The organism is Enterovibrio baiacu (assembly GCF_004120195.1).
Taxonomy (GTDB): Bacteria; Pseudomonadota; Gammaproteobacteria; order Enterobacterales; family Vibrionaceae; genus Enterovibrio; species Enterovibrio baiacui.
Genome location: NZ_SCHN01000020.1, coordinates 1 through 21,111, shown reverse-complemented (window position 1 = coordinate 21,111; position 21,111 = coordinate 1). Strand labels below are relative to the sequence as shown.

Below are 21,111 nucleotides of genomic sequence, written 5' to 3'. Positions count from 1 at the left end.
TTTGGCTTTCAATTTTTGGCTCAGTACCATGGACTCATCCCGCTGATTATCAAGGCGTAAATATCAATGCATTCTGCCCACAATAATATCTACACCGTCTCCCGACTTAACGCCGAAGTCAGGCTCTTGCTTGAAAACGAAATGGGTATTGTGTGGTTGGTTGGCGAGATTTCTAACCTCACCGTTCCTGTATCTGGGCATTGGTATTTCACCCTAAAAGACAGTCGCGCACAGGTGAAGTGCGCCATGTTTAAAGGGAACAACCGTCGCGTCACCTTCAAACCAGCCAACGGCAATCAAGTGCTCGTAAGAGCGCGCCTCTCATTATATGAGCCACGGGGTGACTACCAAATCATTGTAGAAAGCATGCAACCCGAAGGCGACGGTTTATTGCAGCAACAGTTCGACAAACTCAAAATGAATCTCGCCGCAGAAGGTTTGTTCGCGGCAGATTTAAAACGCCCACTGCCAGAACAACCGCGCCGTGTTGGTATCATTACCTCAAAAACGGGGGCAGCACTGCACGACATTCTGCATGTTTTGAAACGCCGCGATCCGAGCCTTCCTGTCGTTATTTATCCGACACAAGTGCAAGGCAAAGATGCCGCGATTCAAATTGCACAAGCCATCGGCCGCGCAAACAGTCGCGATGAATGTGATGTGCTGATCGTTGGGCGCGGTGGCGGTTCACTCGAAGATTTATGGTGTTTTAACGAAGAAATCGTCGCACGCACCATTGCTGCCAGCACCATTCCTATTGTGAGTGCGGTCGGCCATGAAGTGGATGTCACCATTGCCGACTTTGTCGCTGATGTTCGCGCACCGACACCTTCCGCGGCCGCAGAACTCGTCAGTCGAGATACATCATTGCGTGCTCAACAATACTCGCAGCGTGAAGATAGGCTTGCGCACAGCATCTCGACCCACCTAGCACGAAGCAAAACGGCCCTCACAAGGCTTCAACATCGCTTGGCAATGCAACACCCCCAAGCGAGACTCCAACAGCAAGCACAGCAGTTTGATGAGCTTGAGCGCCGTTTGTACCAATCCATGCGCCAAAAGCTTCAAACAGAGGCACAACGTCTTGATCGATCGGCACAACGCTTAGAACGCTACTCGCCTGCTAATCACATACCGCAACTCAGCATTCAACTGCGTTACACAGAGCAGCGTTTGATTGATGGCATGAAGCAATTGATGAGCCAGCAAGGTCACGCGCTGGCTTTGCAAATGGAAACACTGGATGCCGTTAGCCCCCTTGCCACCCTAGCGCGAGGCTATTCGATCACGCGTAACAACAAAGGAAACGTGCTGAAATCTGTCGCTGACACATCAAAAGGTGATGTGATTACAACAACGCTCGCAGACGGTGAAGTGCAATCGACGATCCTCTAATGGGATCTTGCAGGTAGAAAAACGGTGTCTTTAAGACACCGTTTTTTTTGCTTCAAAGACAATGTTTGCCGTTGAGCGAGATTTTAACTCATTGCACTGATGGCAAAAGTAGCTGGTTGAGCCACAGGCCTGTAATCTCTCTAGCTGAGCACTGCACATTTTACAGTATCCCTGTTTGATAAAGGTGTTATCGCAAGGATTACAGACATATACGCCGCTTTCCCACATCAATGCTTGTCCACAGTCAGGACATAAATTTTCCATAGCACTCCCCATCAATCACTTTCTCTCACTGTACTTTCATCCACTTATACAGCACGCAGTCTGCTTTTCTATTCTATCTTTAATAGTGAACGGAAGAGAACAGCGTCTTGCTGGATCCAACGAAGATCGTCAGATCTCCGCGTTAACGGGATCTGATCAGCGATCACCCCTCAAAAGAATATTTATCAATACAACTCCCGAAAGCATAAGTTACATGTTCTGCATTTGGATTTTAGACAATATAAAATATCGACATATGTTATCAGGATGACTATTTTTAGACTTTTGTAAATACAAGGCTATTTATCGAGCGTACATTAATTCATCCATGCCACTTAGAACGATATTTTTAACTGAATCACACTTTTTATGTGACTAAGATCAATTAATTAGTGAAACGAAAGAAACAGATCAACAACAACATCGCTGTGATCTGGCATTTACTCTGAGGGATCTCTGAAAGCATGACGCCAAAATGGCAAAATTACGGAAAGGTGTTTTTTTAAAGCTCTGTGAAGATTAAAAGGCATAAAAAAACCGGCCTCACAGGGCCGGTTTTTCGATATCATTCAGGATGATTATTTCTTATTGCGGTTTTTAACCATATCCATCAGGCGTTTACGTTGACGCGATTGAGAGATAGTGAGTTTTTCACCTTTCCCTTCAAACGGGTTCTCGCTGCTTTGGAATTGAATACGAATTGGCGTACCCATGATTTTTAGCGATTTACGGAAGTAGTTCATCAAATAGCGCTTGTAAGAATCAGGCAGCTCTTTCACTTGGTTTCCGTGAATCACGAAGATCGGTGGGTTGTAACCGCCTGCGTGTGCATATTTCAATTTCACACGACGACCGCGAATCATTGGTGGCTGGTGATCGTCTTGCGCCATGTTCATGATGCGTGTCAGCATTGCTGTTGAAATACGCTTAGTCGCGGACTCATACGCTTCTTGAATCGACTCAAACAAGTGACCAACACCCGTACCGTGCAATGCTGAGATAAAGTGGATACGCGCAAAGTCGACGAAACCTAAGCGGCGGTCCAGCTCAGACTTAACGCGGTCTTTCACGTCTTTATCCAAACCATCCCACTTGTTCACTGCAATCACGATTGAACGGCCCGCGTTCAAGGCAAAGCCCAACAAGCTCAGGTCTTGGTCTGAGATGTTTTCGCGCGCATCAATCACAAGCAACACAACGTTCGAGTCTTCAATCGCTTTCAGTGTTTGGATAACAGAGAATTTTTCGACCTTCTCGTTAACACGCTTACGACGGCGAACACCCGCAGTATCAATAATCACGTATTCGCGACCATCACGTTCCATCGGAATGTAGATAGAGTCACGCGTCGTGCCTGGCATATCGTAAACAACAACACGATCTTCACCAAGGATACGGTTAGTCAGTGTTGATTTGCCCACGTTAGGACGACCGATGATACCAAATTTGATCGGCAAATTTTGCAGACGCTGAAGCGCAGTTTCTGCATCTTCTTCCGTCAGATCTTTGTCTTCTTCATCGATATCTTGCTCGCCAGTCAGGTCAACCAGACCTTCTTCGCGTTCTTCTTCAGCAAGCTGCTCTGCAAATGGCTTCAGCGCACGGTCAATAAGACCCAGAACACCACGACCATGTGCAGCTGCAATTTGGAACATGTGCTCCATGCCCAGCTGCCAGAACTCTGCACTTGCCGCATCAGCGTCAATGCCATCAACTTTGTTAACGACAAGGAACGTGGTTTTTTCACGTGAACGTAGGTGTTGAGCAATCGCTTCGTCTGCAACGGTCAGACCTGCACGCCCATCCACCATGAACAAAACAACATCAGCTTCTTCAATCGCAGCCAATGACTGTTCAGCCATTTTGGTTTCAACACCTTCTTCAGTGCCATCAATACCACCGGTATCAACCACGATAAACTCGTGCTCGCCCAGCATGGCTTTTCCGTATTTACGATCCCTGGTCAATCCCGGAAAATCGGCAACAAGCGCATCGCGCGTACGTGTTAGCCGGTTAAAGAGTGTCGACTTCCCAACATTCGGACGCCCAACAAGGGCTACTACAGGAATCATACTGACCTCTAGAATTTCTTGGTTATGAATAACAGCGGCTCCTGACTTTAAAAAGTCAGGAGCCGAATATTTTATAAACGCCCAATACTCAATGCCTTGCATTGAATTGGACGTTACGTTTTAACTATGGCGTTTGCTTCTTGCTGATGCTGCCATCGCGTGTAACAACGATATACCCATCGTCCACATTCATTGGCGCAACCGCAATGCCGCTATCATCAAGCTGTTGTTGAGCGACAAACTCACCAGACGTTGGATCAATCCAGTGTAGATAGCCTTCGGCATCACCGACAACCACATAGCCAGAAATAGCTACAGGCGCGGTGAGCTGACGATACTCTAGCTCGTTGTTCGTCCAAAGCTCTGTGCCACTTCGTGCATCCACAGCAACAACATGATCTTTATCGGTGATCAGGAACAAGTAGCTCCCAGCAACCATGATGTCTGTTGACGAGCTGTACGTACGTTTCCACGCTGGGCGACCTGAACGTAAGTCGATCGCCACCAGCGAACCGTTGTAACCCACCGCATAAAGCAGTGAACCCGCCACTACTGGCGTTGAATCAACATCAACCAGACGGTCAATTTCCGTCGCGCCTTTCGGGCTTGCAATGGTTTGTTGCCAGATGATGTTGCCATTCTCAATTAATGCAGCACCTAGACGACCATTTGCCATGCCCCAAAACACACCACCTGAAATCGAGACAGGCGAACTGTCACCACGAAGCGTCAAGTTTGGCACCTCACTGGACAAGCTCCAGCGTTGTTCACCGGTTTCTGCTTCGTAAGCTGAAATTTCACCGCGGCTAGAATTCACCACGATCAGCCCTTCATCAGCAAGCGGCTTAGACAAAATTTCGCCACCGACTTGCGTGCGCCACACGAGCGCACCGGTTTCTGCATCCAGCGCGATAAGCTCGCCGGTTTCAGTACCAATGTACAACTTGCTGTATGAAGCCGTAATGCCACCAGAAAGAAGCGCTGACGCTTCTTCACCAAGGTTCACACTCCAAACCGTGCTACCGCTTTCAAGATCCATGGCCGAGACGATACCGTCGCGGTCAGCAGCATACACTTTATCGTAAGCCACTGCTGGTGCGAGATTGCTGAAATAGCGTCCAACACCCTCACCCACTTGAGAAGACCACAGTTGTACCGGAGTAAATTCGCTTTGAACCACTGGCAATGGTGCCATTTGGATCGAATCTTCTTCACTCGCACAGCCAGCAAGTAGTGCGCCTAAAAGGGCGACTGCACCAACATGTTTCCATCCCTTGCGCATCATTGTCAGACCTTATTGCGGCAGATTGTCTAGCTTCATCTGAACAACAGGGTTTGTAGCTGCGGCGATAGATGCTGCATACGCAGAACGTGCTGCGGCTGTGTCTCCCTGACGAAGTTCGATGTCACCACGTAGCTCTTCAACTTGAGCAGTCCAGCTTTGTGCTGACACTTTGTCCAGTTCTTTCAGCGCTACATCGTAGTTTTTCAGTTCCGCTTCAACACGCGCAAGACGCACAGAAGCAATCGCACTGAGGGTTTCATCTTTTGAAGATTGAACCATACGAAGCTGTTCCGCGGCTTTCACCAAGTCATTGGATTCAACCAGCGATTTTGCCAATTGTAGAGACAAGAGAGAGGCATACGCTTCGCCTTGACGCTCACTGATGAAAGCTGCAGCTTGTTCTTCTGCTTTTTCATCACCCGCAGCCAATGCATTGACGACTTGTGTGTAAGCCTCAGATGCTTGCTCGCGGCTCGTTTCTTGTTCAGCTTGGAAATAGCGCCATCCGTATAGGCCCCCCAAACCAATCACTGCGCCGAGGACAACGGCTTTACCGTTATCCCGCCACCACTGTTTAATCGCTTCGACTTGTTGTTCTTCTGTGGTGTAGACGTCCACGTTTTGTCCTCTCTTAAACCAATTGAGCCAATTTTTCGGCTACATCATCCTGAGAAATGGTTAGCTGCTCGCCGCCTTTAAGGTCTTTGTAAGTCACCATGTTTTGCGCAACTTCATCTTCACCCAATACGAGAGCAACAGACGCGCCGACTTTATCCGCACGCTTAAATTGTTTCTTAAAGTTACCACCACCGAAGTGGGTCATCACACGCAGACCTGGTACGGTTTCACGCAGCATTTCAGCCAGTTTCATGCCCGCTGCCAGAGTGCCTTCGCCGGACGTTACCATGTAAACATCAACCGCTGGGCGTGTTTCGTTAAGCTCGAGTGTTTCCATCAATAGAACCAAACGCTCAACACCCATTGCAAAGCCAACCGCAGGCGTTGCTTTGCCACCCAATTGCTCAACAAGGCCATCGTAGCGACCACCGCCACAGACAGTGCCTTGAGAACCTAGGCTTTCAGTGATCCACTCAAAAACAGTACGGTTGTAGTAATCAAGACCACGTACCAATTTCTCGTTAACCGTGTATTGGATGCCTGCGGCGTCCAACAGTTCACACAAACCTGCAAAATGTTGCGCTGACTCTTCATCCAAGTACGCTGACAGCTTAGGTGCGTCAGTCAGTACCGCTTGGATTTCGGGTACTTTGGTGTCCAGAACGCGCAGCGGGTTGGTGTGCATACGGCGTTTGCAATCTTCATCAAGCACAGACTCATGCTGCATCAAGAAGTTAACCAAAGCTTCGCGGTAATTTGCGCGCGCTTCAAGCGAACCGATAGAGTTAAGCTCAAGACGAACATGTTCATTGATACCCAGCTGACGCCATAGACGTGCTGTCATCATGATAAGTTCTGCGTCAACGTCTGGGCCATTCAGACCAAAGACTTCAACACCAAACTGGTGGAATTGACGGTAACGGCCTTTTTGAGGACGTTCGTGGCGGAACATAGGACCCATGTACCACAGACGTTGCTCTTGGTTGTACAGCAGACCATTTTCGATGCCTGCACGCACACACCCCGCCGTCCCTTCAGGACGAAGACTCAGGCTATCGCCATTGCGGTCTTCAAAGGTGTACATTTCTTTTTCTACCACGTCGGTCACTTCACCGATTGCGCGACAGAATAGATTCGTCATTTCAACGATCGGCATGCGCACTTCGCTGTAGCCGTATGCGCTGATCACGTCTTTTACAGTGCCTTCAACTTTTTGCCAAAGTGGAGACTGTGTAGGGAGGCAGTCGTTCATGCCTCGAATCGCTTGAATTGATTTTGCCACTTTAACTCTCGTAACCGATCTTATATTTCGCGTGAAGTCTGCAGATTGCTTACTTCTCTGTATTTACATCAATGCGATTGTTTTCATCAAGCATTGACGCCTTTGCCCGGATCTTCGCTTCCAGCTGATCGATCAGGTTGTCGTTATCAAAACGTTCTTTTTGGCGCTTGCCATCGTCGTAATACGCACTGCGTTTATTACTGCCCGCAACACCAATGTGTGACACTTCCGCTTCGCCCGGGCCATTGACCACACAACCGATAATCGAAACATCCATAGGAATCACCACGTCTTCCAGACGTTGTTCCAACGCATTCACTGTGCCGATTACATCAAACTCCTGGCGGGAGCATGTTGGGCACGCAATGAAGTTCACACCACGTGAACGAATGCGTAATGACTTGAGAATGTCGAAGCCAACTTTGATTTCTTCAACAGGGTCTGCCGCCAATGAGATACGAAGAGTATCACCAATACCTTCGCTGAGCAGCATACCAAGGCCAACAGCTGATTTCACGGAGCCCGCACGCGCACCGCCCGCTTCAGTAATGCCAAGGTGAAGCGGTTGATCAATGCGCTTTGCAAGCTGACGGTATGATTCAACCGCCAAGAACACATCGGACGCTTTCACACTGACTTTGAATTGATCAAAGTTCAAGCGATCAAGGATATCAACATGGCGCATGGCTGATTCCACAAGCGCTTCCGGCGTTGGCTCGCCGTATTTTTCTTGTAAATCGCGCTCAAGCGAGCCGCCATTAACCCCAATTCGAATGGGAATGTTTTTGTCACGCGCAGCATCCACGACTGAACGAATACGCTGTTCATTACCAATGTTGCCAGGGTTGATGCGTAAACAATCCACACCGTACTCTGCCACTTTAAGCGCGATACGGTAGTCGAAGTGAATATCAGCAACCAACGCAATCGACGTTTGTTGACGAATCAACTTAAACGCTTCTGCGGCTTCCATGGTAGGCACAGAGACACGAACAATATCAGCACCGACTTTTTCCAGCGCTTTAATTTGCGCAACCGTCGCGTCGACGTCGGTTGTGCGGGTGTTTGTCATTGACTGGACTGCTATTGGTGCGCCGTCGCCGATTGGCACGTCACCCACATAGATACGCGTGGATTGACGACGTTTAATAGGAGATTCGGTATGCATTAGGTGTACTCTGAATTACTTCGGAAGGCTCAAACGGGCTACCCGACCTGAAGGGTAACCACTGAGATCAACTTTTTTGCCATCGTAGGCAAGGTCTACAGCGCTAGGTGCACCTAGCACAATTTTAAACGGTGCTTTACCAGACAATGACAAGCTTTCGCCGGCAGTTTTAATGCCCGCAACCAAGCGCTTGCCATTGGCATCACGCACATCCACCCAGCAGTCTGCGCTAAAGCGCATGGTTAATGGCGCAAGCGGTGAGCTTGGTGTTTCTGTCTGTGCTGTTGAAGGTGCGGTTACCGTTGCTGTTGTCACAGGGGCTGTCGTCGCAGGAGCAGCAGTTTCAGTGCGCTCGGCACTGCTGGCCACTTGAGTTGGCTCTGATTTAGACAACACAATGTCAGTAGAAACACTCTCTGCCGTCTCATTGGTATCAGGCGTCGTGTCTTCACTGGTGGCCGCATCACCATCAACAACGGAGGCAGCGATATCGCGTTGAGCATCCGTTGATGCAGGCTCGATTACATCAGTAACCACTTCAAGGGATGCTGATGCGTCATCGCTGGTTTCATTCTCTTGCTGCGCAAAAATGTTCGCGCTCTCTGGAAGCGAAAGCAACGGATCGTTTTGTTGGTTTTGCCACCACCAAAATGCCGTCAAACCGATTACCGCAGCAAGGATAACCCAGGTTAACCCCATCACTCGGCTGTCGTGTTTTTCCAGACGCGTTTTACGCGAAAAACTCTGCATTTGTTGTGCAGAGTCTTCATGTTCTTTCTTAGGCTGAAAATCGCACAGTAGCTTGTCAGCATCGAGCCCAACAAGCTTGGCGTAGGAACGAATATACCCACGGGTAAATGTCGCGATCTGTTTTTGATCGCAACAATCCGCTTCTAATTCACGAATAACGGAAACACGAAGTCGCAATCGATCCGCCACATCCTGTTCGGTCAACCCTTGCGCTTCTCTTGCTTGCTTTAGCGCGGTACCTGGATGTGTCGCTTCGATGTCTAACAGCTGCTCTTCGTTTTTTTCAGTATTCATTCGCTAAGTACAGTCTATATTCTTTCGATTTAGGGAATTGTTTAGCCAATACATTCGCATAACGCTCCACTTCGTGAGGGCGATCCGCTTTTGCTTCCAATGAAATCATCGTGAGCAAACTGTTGGAGCGGTATCCATATCGCTTATGGAAATGGAACAAGCGTAATCTGGCTTCATTCAGCTCATCATCTTCCACTTCTAACTTTGCAAGTTGTAGGGTCGACAATGGACGATTTGGTTCATGAGCAATGGCTTTTTCAAACCATTCCTTTGCTAAGACCGCGTCGCCAGACTTTAAGGCACAAATAGCGGCATTCTCGTAACTGCCTGACATTTTGTAATAGTACGGCTGCTCTATTGCTTTGGCAAAGGCTGCTTGTGCTTCGTCATAACGTTCCTGACGGCACAAGAAAACGCCATAGTTGTTTCTCACATCACCGTTTCGCGGTGAGGCACGAAGCGCTTTCTTAAATTGTTCTTCCGCTTGGTCGTATTCGCCCACTTCCTGAAGATAGTGAGCGAAGCTGATCAGTGCGCGATAATAGGTCGGTGCATACTGCACAGCCGTTTCAAGATTTTGTCGCGCCCTTTCCCATTGGCCAGCCTCAAGATAGGCTAGCCCAAGCGCTATTCGGGATTCAGCAACTTGGATGGTATCAAACTTCGCGTTGTTTTGCTCTTCTGTTACTGTGACACAACCTGCTAATAATCCCATCAGTAACAGACTACAAAGCGTCCTTGCCATATTCCCATCCTATCAATCGGTTATCAGACTGATTTGACGGGAATCTGCTCCTCAACATTCAGTCTGCTTTGAGTACGTTTAGTACGGTCAATCACATCGCCGACTAACTGACCACAAGCAGCGTCAATATCATCACCACGCGTTTTACGTACCGTGACCGTGTAATCGTATTGCATCAATGTTTTCATGAACCTATCGATGCGTGAATTACTCGGTTTCTTGTATGGTGACCCAGGATAGGGGTTAAAAGGAATCAGGTTTATCTTCGCAGGCGTGTCTTTTAACAGCTCTGCGAGTTGGCGCGCATGGTCCATATCATCATTGACGTGATCAAGGAGCACATACTCCACTGTCACACGTCCACGGTTCGCATTTGAAGAGGCGATATAGCGACGCACTGAGTCCAAAAACGTCTCGATGTTAAAGCGATCGTTGATTGGCATGATTTGGCTGCGAAGCTCATCATTTGGCGCGTGAAGCGAGATTGCCAATGCCACATCGATTTTGTCAGTCATTTGGTCAAGACCCGACACAACACCCGAGGTTGACACTGTCACACGGCGCTTTGACAAGCCATACGCCAAATCATCCAGCATCAAGTTCAATGATGGGATCAAGTTTTTCATGTTAAGCAGGGGTTCGCCCATGCCCATCATCACCACGTTGGTGATCGGACGACGACCCGTTTCTTTCTCGATACCGATTTCTTTCGCCGCACGCCAAACCTGACCGATGATTTCAGACACTTTCAGGTTGCGGTTGAAACCCTGTTGCGCTGTCGAACAGAATTTACAATCAAGCGCACAGCCCACTTGCGAAGAAACACACAGCGTCGCGCGGTCTTCATCTGGGATGTAAACCGTTTCTACGTCTTGGTTGCCGACACGCATGGCCCATTTAATGGTGCCGTCACTTGAGTGTTTTGCAAGCGACACTTCTGGCGCGCGAATTTCGCATTTCGCCTTCAGTTTTTCACGAAGCTTTTTGTTGATGTTGTTCATCTGATCGAAGTCATCACAACCAAAATGGTAAATCCACTTCATGATCTGATCAGCACGAAACGCCTTCTCGCCTAATTCATCAGCGAAAAACGCTCGTAGTGATTGCCGATCGAAATCAAGCAGATTAATTTTTTCCGTCGTCATCAGATTGCCTCGTGAAACGTAATAGAAACGGGAATATGTTGCGTTTAATTTTACAGCAACGCTGCACCCACACTTGACTGCAAGCCCTGAAATCAAGGCGCGAAATTGTACAGTCTTTGTGATCCAGATTCCACCTCTTACTTGTGACCCCACTCGCCGCAACAAACACAGCAAAGAAGACACAAGCTTGGCCAACGCACATCATTCCTAGCTTGCGACGCTATTTTGCGCATTCAAACTGTGCATTAGCTTAGTGTATACCCAAATAATCTGACGATGCAGGATTCGACTCGCCCGAAAAAAGACCATCAATGCGAACATCTTCAGGCCGTTTAGGTATATGACGAGAAGCGCGCAAAATAAAAAAGGGAGCTTTCGCTCCCTTTCTGTTACGTAAATGGTATCCGCTAAAAAATCAGTCCTTACGAGGACAAATCTCATCATTCGCGAAGAAGTACGCGATTTCGCGCTCTGCAGATGCAGGACTGTCTGAACCATGCACAGAATTAAGACGCATGCTTACGGCAAAGTCTGCGCGCAACGTGCCGCAGGCTGCTTCTTCTGGATTCGTTTTGCCCATTAATTCGCGGTAACGGCTGATGGCGTTTTCACCTTCCAATGCTTGTACCATCACAGGGCCAGACGTCATGAATTCGACGAGATCGTTATAAAAAGGTTTTCCCTCATGCTCAGCATAAAACCCTTTCGCTTTCTCTTCAGAAAGGTGCAGCATTTTTGCAGCAACAACACGTAATCCTGCTGCTTCAATTCGTTGGTAAATTGCGCCAATCAAATTACGTTCAACGGCGTCAGGCTTCACGATCGAAAAAGTGCGCTCAATAGTCATTTTGTATTCCTTTTTTATTCGTCTGATGACGCTTTCTTCGGGCGTTATCAGCTTGTTATCTTAAGGACAGCCTACCAGAGCATTCCGCCATACCCCACCCTGATATCGCGGAACCGTTAACTCTGTTGTTAATTCATAGGGTGAGTTGTTAATTTACGGGTTGTTTTACGTTTTTACCGATAAAAATATCAGTTATCGTGCCGATTCGTCGACCAATATGCGCGACAAGGTTTTTACGCCCATACCGGTTGCGCCGACCGACCATTTATCACTCGCACCCTTACGGTAAGTGCCCGAGCAATCAAGGTGAATCCAACCGTTTTCGTAGTCATCAACAAAGTAAGACAAAAACGCAGCGGCAGTGCTCGCACCCGGTGAATACTGTCCGCCACTTACGTTCGCCAAATCAGCAAAGCTTGAAGGCAGCATGTTTCGGTGGAACTCAGCAAGCGGCAATTGCCACATGCCTTCGTTTTCCGCCTCTGCCGCTGCAAGGCAGCGCTGAGCGAGGTGCTGATCAAACGAGAACAGTGCGTGGTAATCGTTACCGAGTGCCATCTTGGCTGAACCGGTTAACGTTGCGCAGTCGATGGTTAACGCCGGGTTGTATTTGTTCGCGTAAAGAAGGCCATCAGCAAGCACAAGACGCCCTTCGGCATCCGAATTCAACACTTCAACGGTGACACCATTTTTGTAGGTAATAATGTCGCCAAGTTTGTAAGCGTTGCTGGAAATCATGTTTTCAGCACAGCAAAGAATCAACTTAACGCGTTTGTTTAGCCCTTGTGCGATTGCAAGCCCTAAACCACCTGTCGCCATGGCTGCACCGCCCATATCGGCTTTCATGGAATCCATGTAGCTCGATTGCTTGATGCTGTAACCACCTGAGTCAAATGTAATGCCTTTACCAATGATGCACGCGAAGACTTCGGCGTCCGCATCGCCCGTCGGGTTGTAGTCCAACTGCAGCATCGCGGGTTTACGCGCAGAGCCGCGGCCTACGGTGTGAATGCCCACCCAGCCTTGCTCGAGCAGATCGGCGCCTGACACAATTTTGTATTTTACGTTTTCTGGGTTTGGCGCTTGTGACTTAATGAACTCTCCCGCACGAACAGCAAGCTGTTGAGGGCCCACTTCTTCCGCCGTTTCGTTAATTATTTGGCGCACCCAGTCAGTCGCCACAATGCGGTTATTCAACTCTTTCTGTTGTTTGTCATCCAGCGTTGGCGCAACAAACTCATAACCCGCTTTTGGGCCACGTAAACCTTGATAAAATGCCCATGCAGATTCAACGTCCCAGTTATCGCCTTTTAACGCCACTTTGCGAATGCCTTGTGTATCCAGCTTTCTCGCGGCTTGTTGCACGCTATCAAGAACAGCGTCACCCTTCGCGTGCACTGTCGCACCCTGTTGGTCAAAAGAGATAACGGCGTTCGCACCACCCCACACATCGGCGGCCGGTTCATTGGTCAGTGCGATTTGCATCTTGTCGGTCATGTTGAACTCCTTGTTCCTAGCCCTTACTGAAACAATAGTAAGGTTTTTAATTCTGAAGGCTGACGTTTGTTATCTACGAAGGGAAAGCTTGATAGCAAGCACATACCCTTTGCAGTATGTGTATCATTATGAACATCAAAAATGACGTATTGATGAGAAAAACAAAGCGGGCCATAAGCCCGCTTGGATAAAACTAATGTGCCTGTAAAAAATCAATCAAACAAGCATTTTAGCCAACGATTAATCCATTTCGTCCATCCAACACAGGATGATCGCCTCGAGGATTTTTTCGTTTGAGTGATTCGGATCATCAGAGAAATCTTCTAACGCCATCACCCATGCATGAAGATCTGTAAATCTCACGGTTTTAGGGTCTGTGTCAGGAAACTTTTCCACCAGTTCAATCGCGATGTCGCGTGAATCAGTCCATTTCAGGCTCATTGTCTCAACTCCCTACAATCACTCACTCGTTCGGCAATGCCGAGCGATGCTTAATGGTTTTCTGCTGCGTGGTTCAAGGTATAACGCGGCACTTCGACAACCAAGTCTTTGTCCGCCACTTTCGCTTGGCAACCTAAACGTGATTCTGGCTCAAGGCCCCATGCTTTATCCAGCATGTCGTCTTCTAATTCGTCACTTTCGTCGAGTGAGTCGAATCCTTCACGAATAACCACGTGACAAGTTGTACACGCACAAGATTTTTCACACGCATGTTCAATTGCAATGCCGTTGCGAAGTGCAACGTCGAGTACGGTTTCTCCAGTTTCTGCGTCCAGAACTGCCCCTTCAGGGCAAAGGTCTTGGTGTGGCAGAACAACAATCTTTGGCATGTTTAAACCTCGTCAATGGAATGGCCAGCCAAGGCTTCACGGATGGATTTATCCATGCGGCGTGAAGCAAACTCTTGGCTCGCTTTATCTGTATCTTTGATGCCCTGCTCAATGGCTGAAGCATCCTCGCCATTACGCAGCACAATTAAGGCTTCAATGGCAGAAATCAGGGCTTTCTTTTCGTCTTCTGACAATAACTCGTCGCCATTGGCATCCAATGCAACCAGCAAGCCTTCAATCACACGGTCAGCTTCAACGCGCTGCTCAGCAAGGTAGCGTGCGTCTTTATCTTCTTGTGCGTGGGTAAAGGAAGAGCGGATCATGTTGGCAATTTCATCGTCACTCAACCCGTAAGAAGGCTTAACTTGAATCGATGATTGCACTTCCGTGCTCTTTTCCATCGCCGTCACTGACAGTAAACCGTCCGCATCAACCTGATAGGTCACGCGAATATGCGCAGCACCGGCAGACATTGGTGGTATGCCTTTCAACGTGAAGTTCGCCAGAGAACGGCAATCGTCAACCATCTCACGCTCACCTTGAACGATGTGCACTTTCATGCCCGTTTGACCATCTTTGAAGGTGGTAAATTCTTGCGCGCGAGCAACGGGGATGGTGGTGTTGCGTGGAATGATTTTTTCCACCAAACCACCCATGGTCTCAATACCCAAAGACAACGGAATGACATCCAACAGGAGCATTTCGCCATCTGGCTTATTGCCCACGAGGATATCCGCTTGGGTTGCGGCACCAATCGCCACAACTTTGTCTGGGTCAATCGTGGTCAATGGCGTGCGGCCAAAGAACTCACCCACTTTTTCACGTACCAATGGCACGCGGGTAGAGCCCCCCACCATGACCACTTCAAGCACGTCGTCCGTGGTGACTTGCGCATCTTTGAGCGCACGGCGGCAAGAAAGCAGCGTTTTCTTCACAAGCGCACCGATCAGTTCATCAAACTGAGTGCGAGTGAGTGCACCTTGCCAATCAAGCACTGAGATTTCTGTGGTATCAGCATCGCTCAGAGCGACTTTGGCTGCGGTTGCTGCATTCAGCAATCGACGGTGATCATCGCCTGATAAAGAAGCAAAGCCTGCTTGCTCCGCGATCCAATCAGCGATCAGGTGGTCAAAATCATCACCACCCAGCGCGGAATCGCCGCCGGTTGCGAGTACTTCAAACACGCCTTTAGACAAACGCAAGATAGAGATATCGAATGTGCCGCCACCAAGGTCATAAACCGCAATGACGCCTTCTTGACCTGAATCCAAACCATAAGCAATAGCCGCGGCGGTTGGCTCATTCAGCAGTCGAAGAACGTTTAAACCCGCCAGTTTCGCTGCATCTTTTGTGCCTGCACGCTGTGCGTCATCAAAATAAGCAGGTACGGTGATAACAACGCCTTCTAGCTCACCGCCTAAAGAGGCTTCAGCACGCTCATTGACTGTGCGAAGAATATCCGCAGACACTTCGATAGGGTTCTTATTGCCCGAGCGTGTGTTGATCAACGGCAAGCCGTTTTCAGACGCAGTCAGTGCATAAGGAAGGTGCGGATAGCGAGATTGAACATCCGCCAGCGAACGACCCATCATGCGTTTTACTGACACAATGGTATTTGCGCTATCTGTTTCGGATTGTGCTTGTGCGTCATAGCCCACGAGCGTCACGTCTTCACCGTAGTGAACCACTGAAGGGATCAGTGCGCGACCTTGGATGTCGTTTAGCGTTGTTGCTGTGCCACTGCGTACTGAAGCGACAAGCGTGTTGGTGGTGCCTAGGTCAATACCCACCGCAAGCTTGTGCTCATGCGGCGCAGCACTTTGACCCGGTTCTGCAATTTGTAACAGTGCCATGTTGGTTCCTGTAGCCGGACCCGCCGCCGCGTATTGTTAACCGAGCAGCCGATCTTCGATTCGTTCGATTTCTTGTTTGAGTTTGACGAGAAATTTGAGCTTGCGAACCAGTACCGCAGCGGTTTCCCAATGCGCACCGTTCAAGGCGTCCTTCAATTCAATCAATAGTGATTGGTGAATCGCCACCGTCTTCTCTTCGAAGTCAAACAACAATACATCTGGCTCATTGCTGTCTGCAATATCTTCTAGCTCTTCACGCATTTCCATTTGCTGCATCAAAAACTCAGGGTCTTGCATGGTTTGGGTTTCGTCACGCAATTCCAATCCATTCAGCGCAAGCAGATATTCTGCACGTCTTACTGGATCACTGAGGGTTTGGTAAGCATCGTTGATTTGAGCCGCTTTTTGAACGGCGAGCAGGCGCTCTTGTTCTGATGCTGTGGCAAATTTGTCTGGATGAAAGCGTCGCTGAAGTTCGCGAAACTGTGAAGAAAGAGAGCTACCATCCAGCTCAAACTGAGATGATAGCCCGAATAGTTCGAAATGATTCATTTCAACTCACGTGTTAAACGTTAAAGCTTTCGCCGCAACCACACTCACTGCTGACGTTAGGGTTGTTGAACTGAAAGCCTTCATTCAACCCTTCTTTTGCAAAGTCCAGCTCAGTGCCGTCGAGGTACAGCATGCTTTTGCTGTCGACAATCACTTTCACACCTTTCTCTTCAAAGACGTGGTCTTCTTCTTCAAGCTCGTCAACAAACTCTAGTACGTAAGCCATACCAGAACAGCCAGAAGTGCGAACACCTAGGCGCAGCCCAAGGCCTTTGCCTCGGCTTTCAAGAAAAGAGCGAACGCGTGATGCGGCCGCTTCTGTCATCGTTATGGCCATAGATACAACAACCCTTTACGTATTAAGCTTCGTGTTTCTTTTTGTAATCACTGACTGCTGCTTTGATGGCATCTTCTGCCAAAATTGAGCAGTGTACTTTCACTGGTGGCAATTCAAGCTCTTCCGCGATTTCAGCGTTCTTGATCGCCGCAGCTTCGTCAAGTGATTTGCCTTTCACCCACTCGGTAACCAGTGAGCTTGAAGCGATAGCAGAACCACAACCGTAGGTTTTAAACTTCGCATCTTCGATGATGCCTTGCTCGTTAACCTTGATTTGAAGTTTCATCACGTCACCACATGCTGGTGCGCCAACCATGCCACTGCCAATGCTTGGATCATTCTTGTCGAATGCGCCAACGTTGCGTGGGTTTTCATAGTGATCGATTACTTTTTCGCTGTAAGCCATGATCTGTTCCTCGAAATCCTGAGACCGCTTAGTGGTGTGCCCACTCAACAGTGTTTAAATCAATACCTTCTTTGTACATATCCCAAAGAGGTGACATTTCACGCAGCTTGATAACCGCTTTACGAACCTGCTCGATTGCGTGGTCAACTTCTTCTTCCGTCGTAAAACGACCGAAAGAGAAGCGAATTGAGCTATGCGCCAATTCGTCATTCAGACCCAATGCACGCAATACATAAGAAGGCTCAAGGCTCGCTGATGTACATGCCGAACCCGATGATACCGCCAAATCTTTCAGCGCCATCAGCAGTGATTCACCTTCAACAAAGGCGAAGCTAATGTTCAAGTTTGCAGCAACACGTTGCTCAAGATCGCCGTTCACATAAACCGCTTCAAGATCTTTCACACCGTCATAAAAACGGTTACGCAGTGCCAGTGCATGCGCTTGGTCTTTTTCTAAATCTTCTTTCGCGATACGGAACGCGACACCCATGCCCACGATTTGGTGCGTCGGCAATGTGCCTGAACGCATACCACGCTCGTGACCACCGCCGTGCATTTGCGCTTCTAGGCGAATACGTGGCTTACGGCGAACATACAAAGCGCCGATCCCTTTAGGGCCGTAGGCTTTGTGCGCACTCATCGAAATAAGGTCAACTTTGATTTCTTGCGTGTCTAGCGGCAATTTACCAATAGATTGTGCAGCATCAACGTGGAATACCACTTTACGCTCACGGCATAGTTCGCCAATGGCTGCGATATCTTGGATCACGCCGATTTCGTTGTTCACATGCATGATTGAAACAAGCACTGTGTCTTCACGCATGGCATCTGCCAATTTGTTCAGATCGATAATGCCGTTTGATTCTGGCTCAAGGTACGTCACCTCATACCCTTCACGCTCTAGTTGGCGGCAAGGGTCAAGCACCGCTTTGTGCTCTGTTTTACAGGTGATGATGTGTTTGCCTTTCTTGCTGTAGAAATGTGCAACACCTTTAATCGCCAGGTTATCAGACTCAGTAGCACCAGAAGTGAATACGATTTCACGCGGGTCTGCGTTCAGATAATTCGCAATATCTTCACGTGCAGTATCAACCGCTTCTTCTGCCTGCCAACCAAAACGGTGCGAGCGAGATGCAGGGTTACCGAATACGCCATCAAGCGTTAGGTGCTGCATCATTACTTCAGCAACACGCGGATCGACCGGGCATGTGGCTGAATAGTCAAAATAAATTGGCAATTTCATTTGTATCTCCAAGTACTCCGGTACGGCTAATCAAGAGCGAAAATTCACACCCAGTGCGCTTGTTGGGTTTTCACTGCTACTGGAGTTTAAGCCATGTCTAACAATTGTTGACGAATCAAGCGATGAGTCTTGACGACCTGCCACCTGCTTAACTTCGTTATCTTGCATCAACTCGCCGAGCGAGATGTCATTCAAAAAACTGCTAATGCGTGAACTTAGGTCACGCCATAGTGTGTGTGTCAGGCAGCGTGTTCCGCCTTGGCAATCGCCTTTACCTTGACACTTGGTGGCATCAACGGACTCATCAACCGCCGCGATAACCATACCAACGGCAATGTCGTTAGCATCCACACCTAGACGGTAGCCGCCGCCTGGTCCACGTACGCTAGACACAAGGCCTGCTTTACGAAGACGGGAAAATAGTTGCTCAAGATAAGACAGAGAAATCCCTTGACGCTCTGAAATATCAGCAAGAGGCACTGGGCCCATTTCTGAATGTAACGCGACATCCAACATCGCGGTTACGGCATATCTACCTTTAGAAGTCAGTCTCATAACACTCTACCTTTGAGTAACAATGAGACAATCTTGACATACCCGACAAAAACGGTCAAGTATTTACCCGAGTGTTTTAGTCAGGCTTTTACCCCTTAATAAAAAGAGGTTATTTAGACGACGATTTCGCTGCTTTTTCGACGGAAGAAAGCACACCACGAAGAATGTTTAACTCTTGGCTTTCAGGTCTTGCGCGGTTAAATAGACGTCTTAATTTGGTCATCACCATGCCTGGGTGCTGCTTATTGATAAAGCCTGTTTTGTCTAATACCGTTTCTAGGTGCGCGTAAAAACGCTCTAGATCTTCCGCCAATGGATACGCTTCTTCTTTTACTTCGCCTTTGTATGCTTGGCTGTCTAACCATGCCATGCGCGTTTCGTAACAAAGGGTTTGCACTGCCATGGCCAAGTTCAGTGAGCTGTATTCTGGGTTTGCAGGAATCGCCACGTGGTAGTTGCACGCTTGAAGTTCTTCGTTTGATAAACCAGTACGCTCACGACCGAATACAAAGGCAACAGGGTGTTGGGTAGATTCTTCGATAGCTTTAATGCCACTTTCGCGAGAATCCAACATTGGCCAATCTAACGTACGGCTACGGGCACTTGTCCCGATCACCAAGCCACAGTCAGCGACGGCTTCTTCCACGGTATTCACAATGCGCGCATTATTCGCGATGTCACTTGCGCCAGCTGCTAATGCAATGGCCTGCCCGTCAACACTGCACTCTGGTGCCACCAAGACTAAATTTGTCAGTCCCATGACTTTCATTGCGCGCGCTGCCGAACCAATGTTGCCTGAATGCGATGTGCCAACAAGCACAATTCGAATATTTTCTAACATTTAGAAACCACTGCATACTGTCGAAGAAATTAAGCCGCCGGATTCTATCATATTGGTATTAAAGATGGGCCGCTTTTGGCGTGACAAGAACAGCGAGCGAACAAAAAATAACCACTTCCCTTTTGCCGTAGCTCTGATATACTCGCCGCCGCTTTCCGTTCTTTAACATCCGTTGGGAAATTTGTATGCATCCTATGCTAAACATTGCCATTCGCGCTGCGCGAAAGGCTGGCGACTTTATCGCTAAATCTGCTGAAAACCCTGATAACGTAGAAGCGTCTCAAAAAGGCACTAATGACTTCGTTACCAATATCGATACTTCTGCTGAGCACATTGTTATCGATGTAATCAAGAAATCTTACCCTGACCACAGCATCGTTTCTGAAGAAGCGGGCGTTATCTCAGGTAAAGATGCTGATTACCAATGGATCATCGACCCACTGGATGGCACCACCAACTTCGTAAAAGGCATTCCACACTTCTCTGTGTCTATCGCTCTGCGTATTAAAGGCCGCACTGAAGTTGCGTGTGTTTACGACCCAATCCGTAACGAACTGTTCTCTGCACAACGCGGTGCTGGCGCACAACTAAACAGCAAGCGTATTCGTGTAAACAGCCCGAAAGACCTGAACGGTACTATCCTAGCGACAGGCTTCCCATACAAAGCAAAACAACACTCTGAAGGCTTCATGAAAGTCGTTAGTGCACTGTTCGTTGATTGCGCAGACTTCCGTCGTACGGGTTCTGCAGCACTTGACCTTTGCTACGTTGCAGCAGGTCGTTTCGACGGTTTCTTCGAGCTAGGCTTGAAACCTTGGGACATGGCTGCAGGTGAACTGATCGCTCGTGAAGCAGGCGCACTGTGCACCGACTTCTCTGGCGCAACAGATTACATGCAGACGGGTAACATCGTATCTGCAAGCCCTAAAGTACTGAAAGGTATTTTGGCGAAAGTTCGCGACAACGCGAACGAAGCAATGAAGAAATAAGATTCGCTAGAATCAAAAAAAACGGCGTCCTTCGGGACGCCGTTTTTGTTTGGGGGGTACGGGAAGAGCGGGTACTGGGTACTGGGTACTGGGTACTGGGTACTGGGTACTGGGTACTGGGTACTGGGTACTGGGTACTGGGT

General features: G+C 48.5%; 22 protein-coding genes. 2 read left to right on the top strand and 20 right to left on the bottom strand.

Features of this window, described 5'->3' with window-relative positions:
* Positions 1 to 66 precede the first annotated feature (66 nt).
* A complete protein-coding gene (xseA, locus tag EQP46_RS19760; protein ID WP_129495273.1) occupies positions 67 to 1,395 on the top strand; it encodes an exodeoxyribonuclease VII large subunit in 1,329 nt (442 codons plus the stop codon).
* Between the two features lie 30 nt (positions 1,396 to 1,425).
* On the opposite strand, the gene EQP46_RS19755 is transcribed toward xseA, so the two are convergent.
* The 20 genes from EQP46_RS19755 to trmJ all read right to left on the bottom strand — a co-directional run bounded on the left by EQP46_RS19755 (position 1,426) and on the right by trmJ (position 19,979).
* Positions 1,426 to 1,659, bottom strand: a complete 234-nt coding sequence (locus tag EQP46_RS19755) for a zinc ribbon domain-containing protein (RefSeq protein ID WP_129495272.1) — start codon at positions 1,657 to 1,659, stop codon at positions 1,426 to 1,428.
* Positions 1,660 to 2,237: 578 nt separating this feature from the next.
* On the bottom strand, positions 2,238 to 3,731 hold the full coding sequence (gene der, locus EQP46_RS19750; protein ID WP_129495271.1) for a ribosome biogenesis GTPase Der: 1,494 nt from the start codon (positions 3,729 to 3,731) through the stop codon (positions 2,238 to 2,240).
* Between the two features lie 124 nt (positions 3,732 to 3,855).
* Entirely contained in the window at positions 3,856 to 5,016 is a 1,161-nt protein-coding gene (bamB, locus tag EQP46_RS19745; protein WP_129495270.1) for an outer membrane protein assembly factor BamB, read from the bottom strand.
* Between the two features lie 9 nt (positions 5,017 to 5,025).
* Entirely contained in the window at positions 5,026 to 5,634 is a 609-nt protein-coding gene (locus EQP46_RS19740) for a YfgM family protein (RefSeq protein WP_129495269.1), read from the bottom strand.
* Between the two features lie 13 nt (positions 5,635 to 5,647).
* Complete coding sequence (gene hisS / locus EQP46_RS19735; protein WP_129495268.1) at positions 5,648 to 6,916, bottom strand: histidine--tRNA ligase; 1,269 nt, start codon at positions 6,914 to 6,916, stop codon at positions 5,648 to 5,650.
* Between the two features lie 49 nt (positions 6,917 to 6,965).
* On the bottom strand, positions 6,966 to 8,084 hold the full coding sequence (gene ispG, locus EQP46_RS19730; protein WP_129495267.1) for a flavodoxin-dependent (E)-4-hydroxy-3-methylbut-2-enyl-diphosphate synthase: 1,119 nt from the start codon (positions 8,082 to 8,084) through the stop codon (positions 6,966 to 6,968).
* 15 nt (positions 8,085 to 8,099) lie between these two features.
* Positions 8,100 to 9,128, bottom strand: coding sequence for a cytoskeleton protein RodZ (gene rodZ, locus EQP46_RS19725; protein ID WP_129495266.1), 1,029 nt, complete (start codon positions 9,126 to 9,128; stop codon positions 8,100 to 8,102).
* On the bottom strand, positions 9,118 to 9,873 hold the full coding sequence (pilW, locus tag EQP46_RS19720; RefSeq protein WP_192545532.1) for a type IV pilus biogenesis/stability protein PilW: 756 nt from the start codon (positions 9,871 to 9,873) through the stop codon (positions 9,118 to 9,120). The genes rodZ and pilW overlap by 11 nt, the downstream gene beginning before the upstream one ends.
* Before the next feature lie 23 nt (positions 9,874 to 9,896).
* A complete protein-coding gene (gene rlmN, locus EQP46_RS19715) occupies positions 9,897 to 11,018 on the bottom strand; it encodes a dual-specificity RNA methyltransferase RlmN (protein ID WP_129495265.1) in 1,122 nt (373 codons plus the stop codon).
* 415 nt (positions 11,019 to 11,433) lie between these two features.
* Positions 11,434 to 11,865, bottom strand: coding sequence for a nucleoside-diphosphate kinase (ndk, locus tag EQP46_RS19710; protein WP_129495264.1), 432 nt, complete (start codon positions 11,863 to 11,865; stop codon positions 11,434 to 11,436).
* A gap of 192 nt (positions 11,866 to 12,057) precedes the next feature.
* Positions 12,058 to 13,362, bottom strand: coding sequence for an aminopeptidase PepB (gene pepB / locus EQP46_RS19705; RefSeq protein WP_129495263.1), 1,305 nt, complete (start codon positions 13,360 to 13,362; stop codon positions 12,058 to 12,060).
* 240 nt (positions 13,363 to 13,602) lie between these two features.
* The gene (gene iscX, locus EQP46_RS19700; RefSeq protein WP_129495262.1) at positions 13,603 to 13,803 is read right to left on the bottom strand and encodes a Fe-S cluster assembly protein IscX; all 201 of its coding nucleotides are present in this window, start codon (positions 13,801 to 13,803) and stop codon (positions 13,603 to 13,605) included.
* Positions 13,804 to 13,853: 50 nt separating this feature from the next.
* Positions 13,854 to 14,192 (bottom strand): ISC system 2Fe-2S type ferredoxin, encoded by a 339-nt coding sequence (gene fdx, locus EQP46_RS19695; RefSeq protein WP_129495261.1) that lies wholly within the window; start codon positions 14,190 to 14,192, stop codon positions 13,854 to 13,856.
* 2 nt (positions 14,193 to 14,194) lie between these two features.
* A complete protein-coding gene (gene hscA / locus EQP46_RS19690; protein WP_129495260.1) occupies positions 14,195 to 16,045 on the bottom strand; it encodes a Fe-S protein assembly chaperone HscA in 1,851 nt (616 codons plus the stop codon).
* A gap of 36 nt (positions 16,046 to 16,081) precedes the next feature.
* On the bottom strand, positions 16,082 to 16,597 hold the full coding sequence (gene hscB / locus EQP46_RS19685; RefSeq protein ID WP_129495259.1) for a co-chaperone HscB: 516 nt from the start codon (positions 16,595 to 16,597) through the stop codon (positions 16,082 to 16,084).
* Between the two features lie 13 nt (positions 16,598 to 16,610).
* Positions 16,611 to 16,934, bottom strand: a complete 324-nt coding sequence (gene iscA, locus EQP46_RS19680; RefSeq protein ID WP_129495258.1) for an iron-sulfur cluster assembly protein IscA — start codon at positions 16,932 to 16,934, stop codon at positions 16,611 to 16,613.
* Positions 16,935 to 16,956: 22 nt separating this feature from the next.
* Entirely contained in the window at positions 16,957 to 17,340 is a 384-nt protein-coding gene (gene iscU, locus EQP46_RS19675; RefSeq protein ID WP_102389652.1) for a Fe-S cluster assembly scaffold IscU, read from the bottom strand.
* Between the two features lie 28 nt (positions 17,341 to 17,368).
* Positions 17,369 to 18,583 carry an IscS subfamily cysteine desulfurase gene (locus EQP46_RS19670; RefSeq protein WP_129495257.1) on the bottom strand — a complete coding sequence of 405 codons (1,215 nt, stop codon included), beginning with the start codon at positions 18,581 to 18,583 and terminating at the stop codon, positions 17,369 to 17,371.
* A 30-nt stretch (positions 18,584 to 18,613) separates the two neighbouring features.
* Positions 18,614 to 19,138, bottom strand: coding sequence for a Fe-S cluster assembly transcriptional regulator IscR (gene iscR / locus EQP46_RS19665; RefSeq protein ID WP_129495256.1), 525 nt, complete (start codon positions 19,136 to 19,138; stop codon positions 18,614 to 18,616).
* A 109-nt stretch (positions 19,139 to 19,247) separates the two neighbouring features.
* Positions 19,248 to 19,979, bottom strand: coding sequence for a tRNA (cytosine(32)/uridine(32)-2'-O)-methyltransferase TrmJ (gene trmJ / locus EQP46_RS19660; RefSeq protein ID WP_129495255.1), 732 nt, complete (start codon positions 19,977 to 19,979; stop codon positions 19,248 to 19,250).
* 185 nt (positions 19,980 to 20,164) lie between these two features.
* Here trmJ and suhB point away from each other — a divergent pair, with 185 nt between their 5' ends.
* Positions 20,165 to 20,968 (top strand): inositol-1-monophosphatase, encoded by an 804-nt coding sequence (gene suhB, locus EQP46_RS19655; protein ID WP_129495254.1) that lies wholly within the window; start codon positions 20,165 to 20,167, stop codon positions 20,966 to 20,968.
* Positions 20,969 to 21,111 lie beyond the last annotated feature (143 nt).

What these genes read in the sequence shown, in the direction of transcription:
- xseA (WP_129495273.1), top strand. Translation starts at nt 67, where the DNA reads ATGCATTCTGCCCACAATAATATCTACACCGTCTCCCGACTTAACGCC.
- EQP46_RS19755 (WP_129495272.1), bottom strand. Translation starts at nt 1,659, where the DNA reads ATGGAAAATTTATGTCCTGACTGTGGACAAGCATTGATGTGGGAAAGC.
- der (WP_129495271.1), bottom strand. Translation starts at nt 3,731, where the DNA reads ATGATTCCTGTAGTAGCCCTTGTTGGGCGTCCGAATGTTGGGAAGTCG.
- bamB (WP_129495270.1), bottom strand. Translation starts at nt 5,016, where the DNA reads ATGATGCGCAAGGGATGGAAACATGTTGGTGCAGTCGCCCTTTTAGGC.
- ispG (WP_129495267.1), bottom strand. Translation starts at nt 8,084, where the DNA reads ATGCATACCGAATCTCCTATTAAACGTCGTCAATCCACGCGTATCTAT.
- rodZ (WP_129495266.1), bottom strand. Translation starts at nt 9,128, where the DNA reads ATGAATACTGAAAAAAACGAAGAGCAGCTGTTAGACATCGAAGCGACA.
- pilW (WP_192545532.1), bottom strand. Translation starts at nt 9,873, where the DNA reads ATGGCAAGGACGCTTTGTAGTCTGTTACTGATGGGATTATTAGCAGGT.
- rlmN (WP_129495265.1), bottom strand. Translation starts at nt 11,018, where the DNA reads ATGACGACGGAAAAAATTAATCTGCTTGATTTCGATCGGCAATCACTA.
- ndk (WP_129495264.1), bottom strand. Translation starts at nt 11,865, where the DNA reads ATGACTATTGAGCGCACTTTTTCGATCGTGAAGCCTGACGCCGTTGAA.
- pepB (WP_129495263.1), bottom strand. Translation starts at nt 13,362, where the DNA reads ATGACCGACAAGATGCAAATCGCACTGACCAATGAACCGGCCGCCGAT.
- iscX (WP_129495262.1), bottom strand. Translation starts at nt 13,803, where the DNA reads ATGAGCCTGAAATGGACTGATTCACGCGACATCGCGATTGAACTGGTG.
- fdx (WP_129495261.1), bottom strand. Translation starts at nt 14,192, where the DNA reads ATGCCAAAGATTGTTGTTCTGCCACACCAAGACCTTTGCCCTGAAGGG.
- hscA (WP_129495260.1), bottom strand. Translation starts at nt 16,045, where the DNA reads ATGGCACTGTTACAAATTGCAGAACCGGGTCAAAGTGCTGCGCCGCAT.
- hscB (WP_129495259.1), bottom strand. Translation starts at nt 16,597, where the DNA reads ATGAATCATTTCGAACTATTCGGGCTATCATCTCAGTTTGAGCTGGAT.
- iscA (WP_129495258.1), bottom strand. Translation starts at nt 16,934, where the DNA reads ATGGCCATAACGATGACAGAAGCGGCCGCATCACGCGTTCGCTCTTTT.
- iscU (WP_102389652.1), bottom strand. Translation starts at nt 17,340, where the DNA reads ATGGCTTACAGCGAAAAAGTAATCGATCACTATGAAAACCCACGCAAC.
- EQP46_RS19670 (WP_129495257.1), bottom strand. Translation starts at nt 18,583, where the DNA reads ATGAAATTGCCAATTTATTTTGACTATTCAGCCACATGCCCGGTCGAT.
- iscR (WP_129495256.1), bottom strand. Translation starts at nt 19,138, where the DNA reads ATGAGACTGACTTCTAAAGGTAGATATGCCGTAACCGCGATGTTGGAT.
- trmJ (WP_129495255.1), bottom strand. Translation starts at nt 19,979, where the DNA reads ATGTTAGAAAATATTCGAATTGTGCTTGTTGGCACATCGCATTCAGGC.
- suhB (WP_129495254.1), top strand. Translation starts at nt 20,165, where the DNA reads ATGCATCCTATGCTAAACATTGCCATTCGCGCTGCGCGAAAGGCTGGC.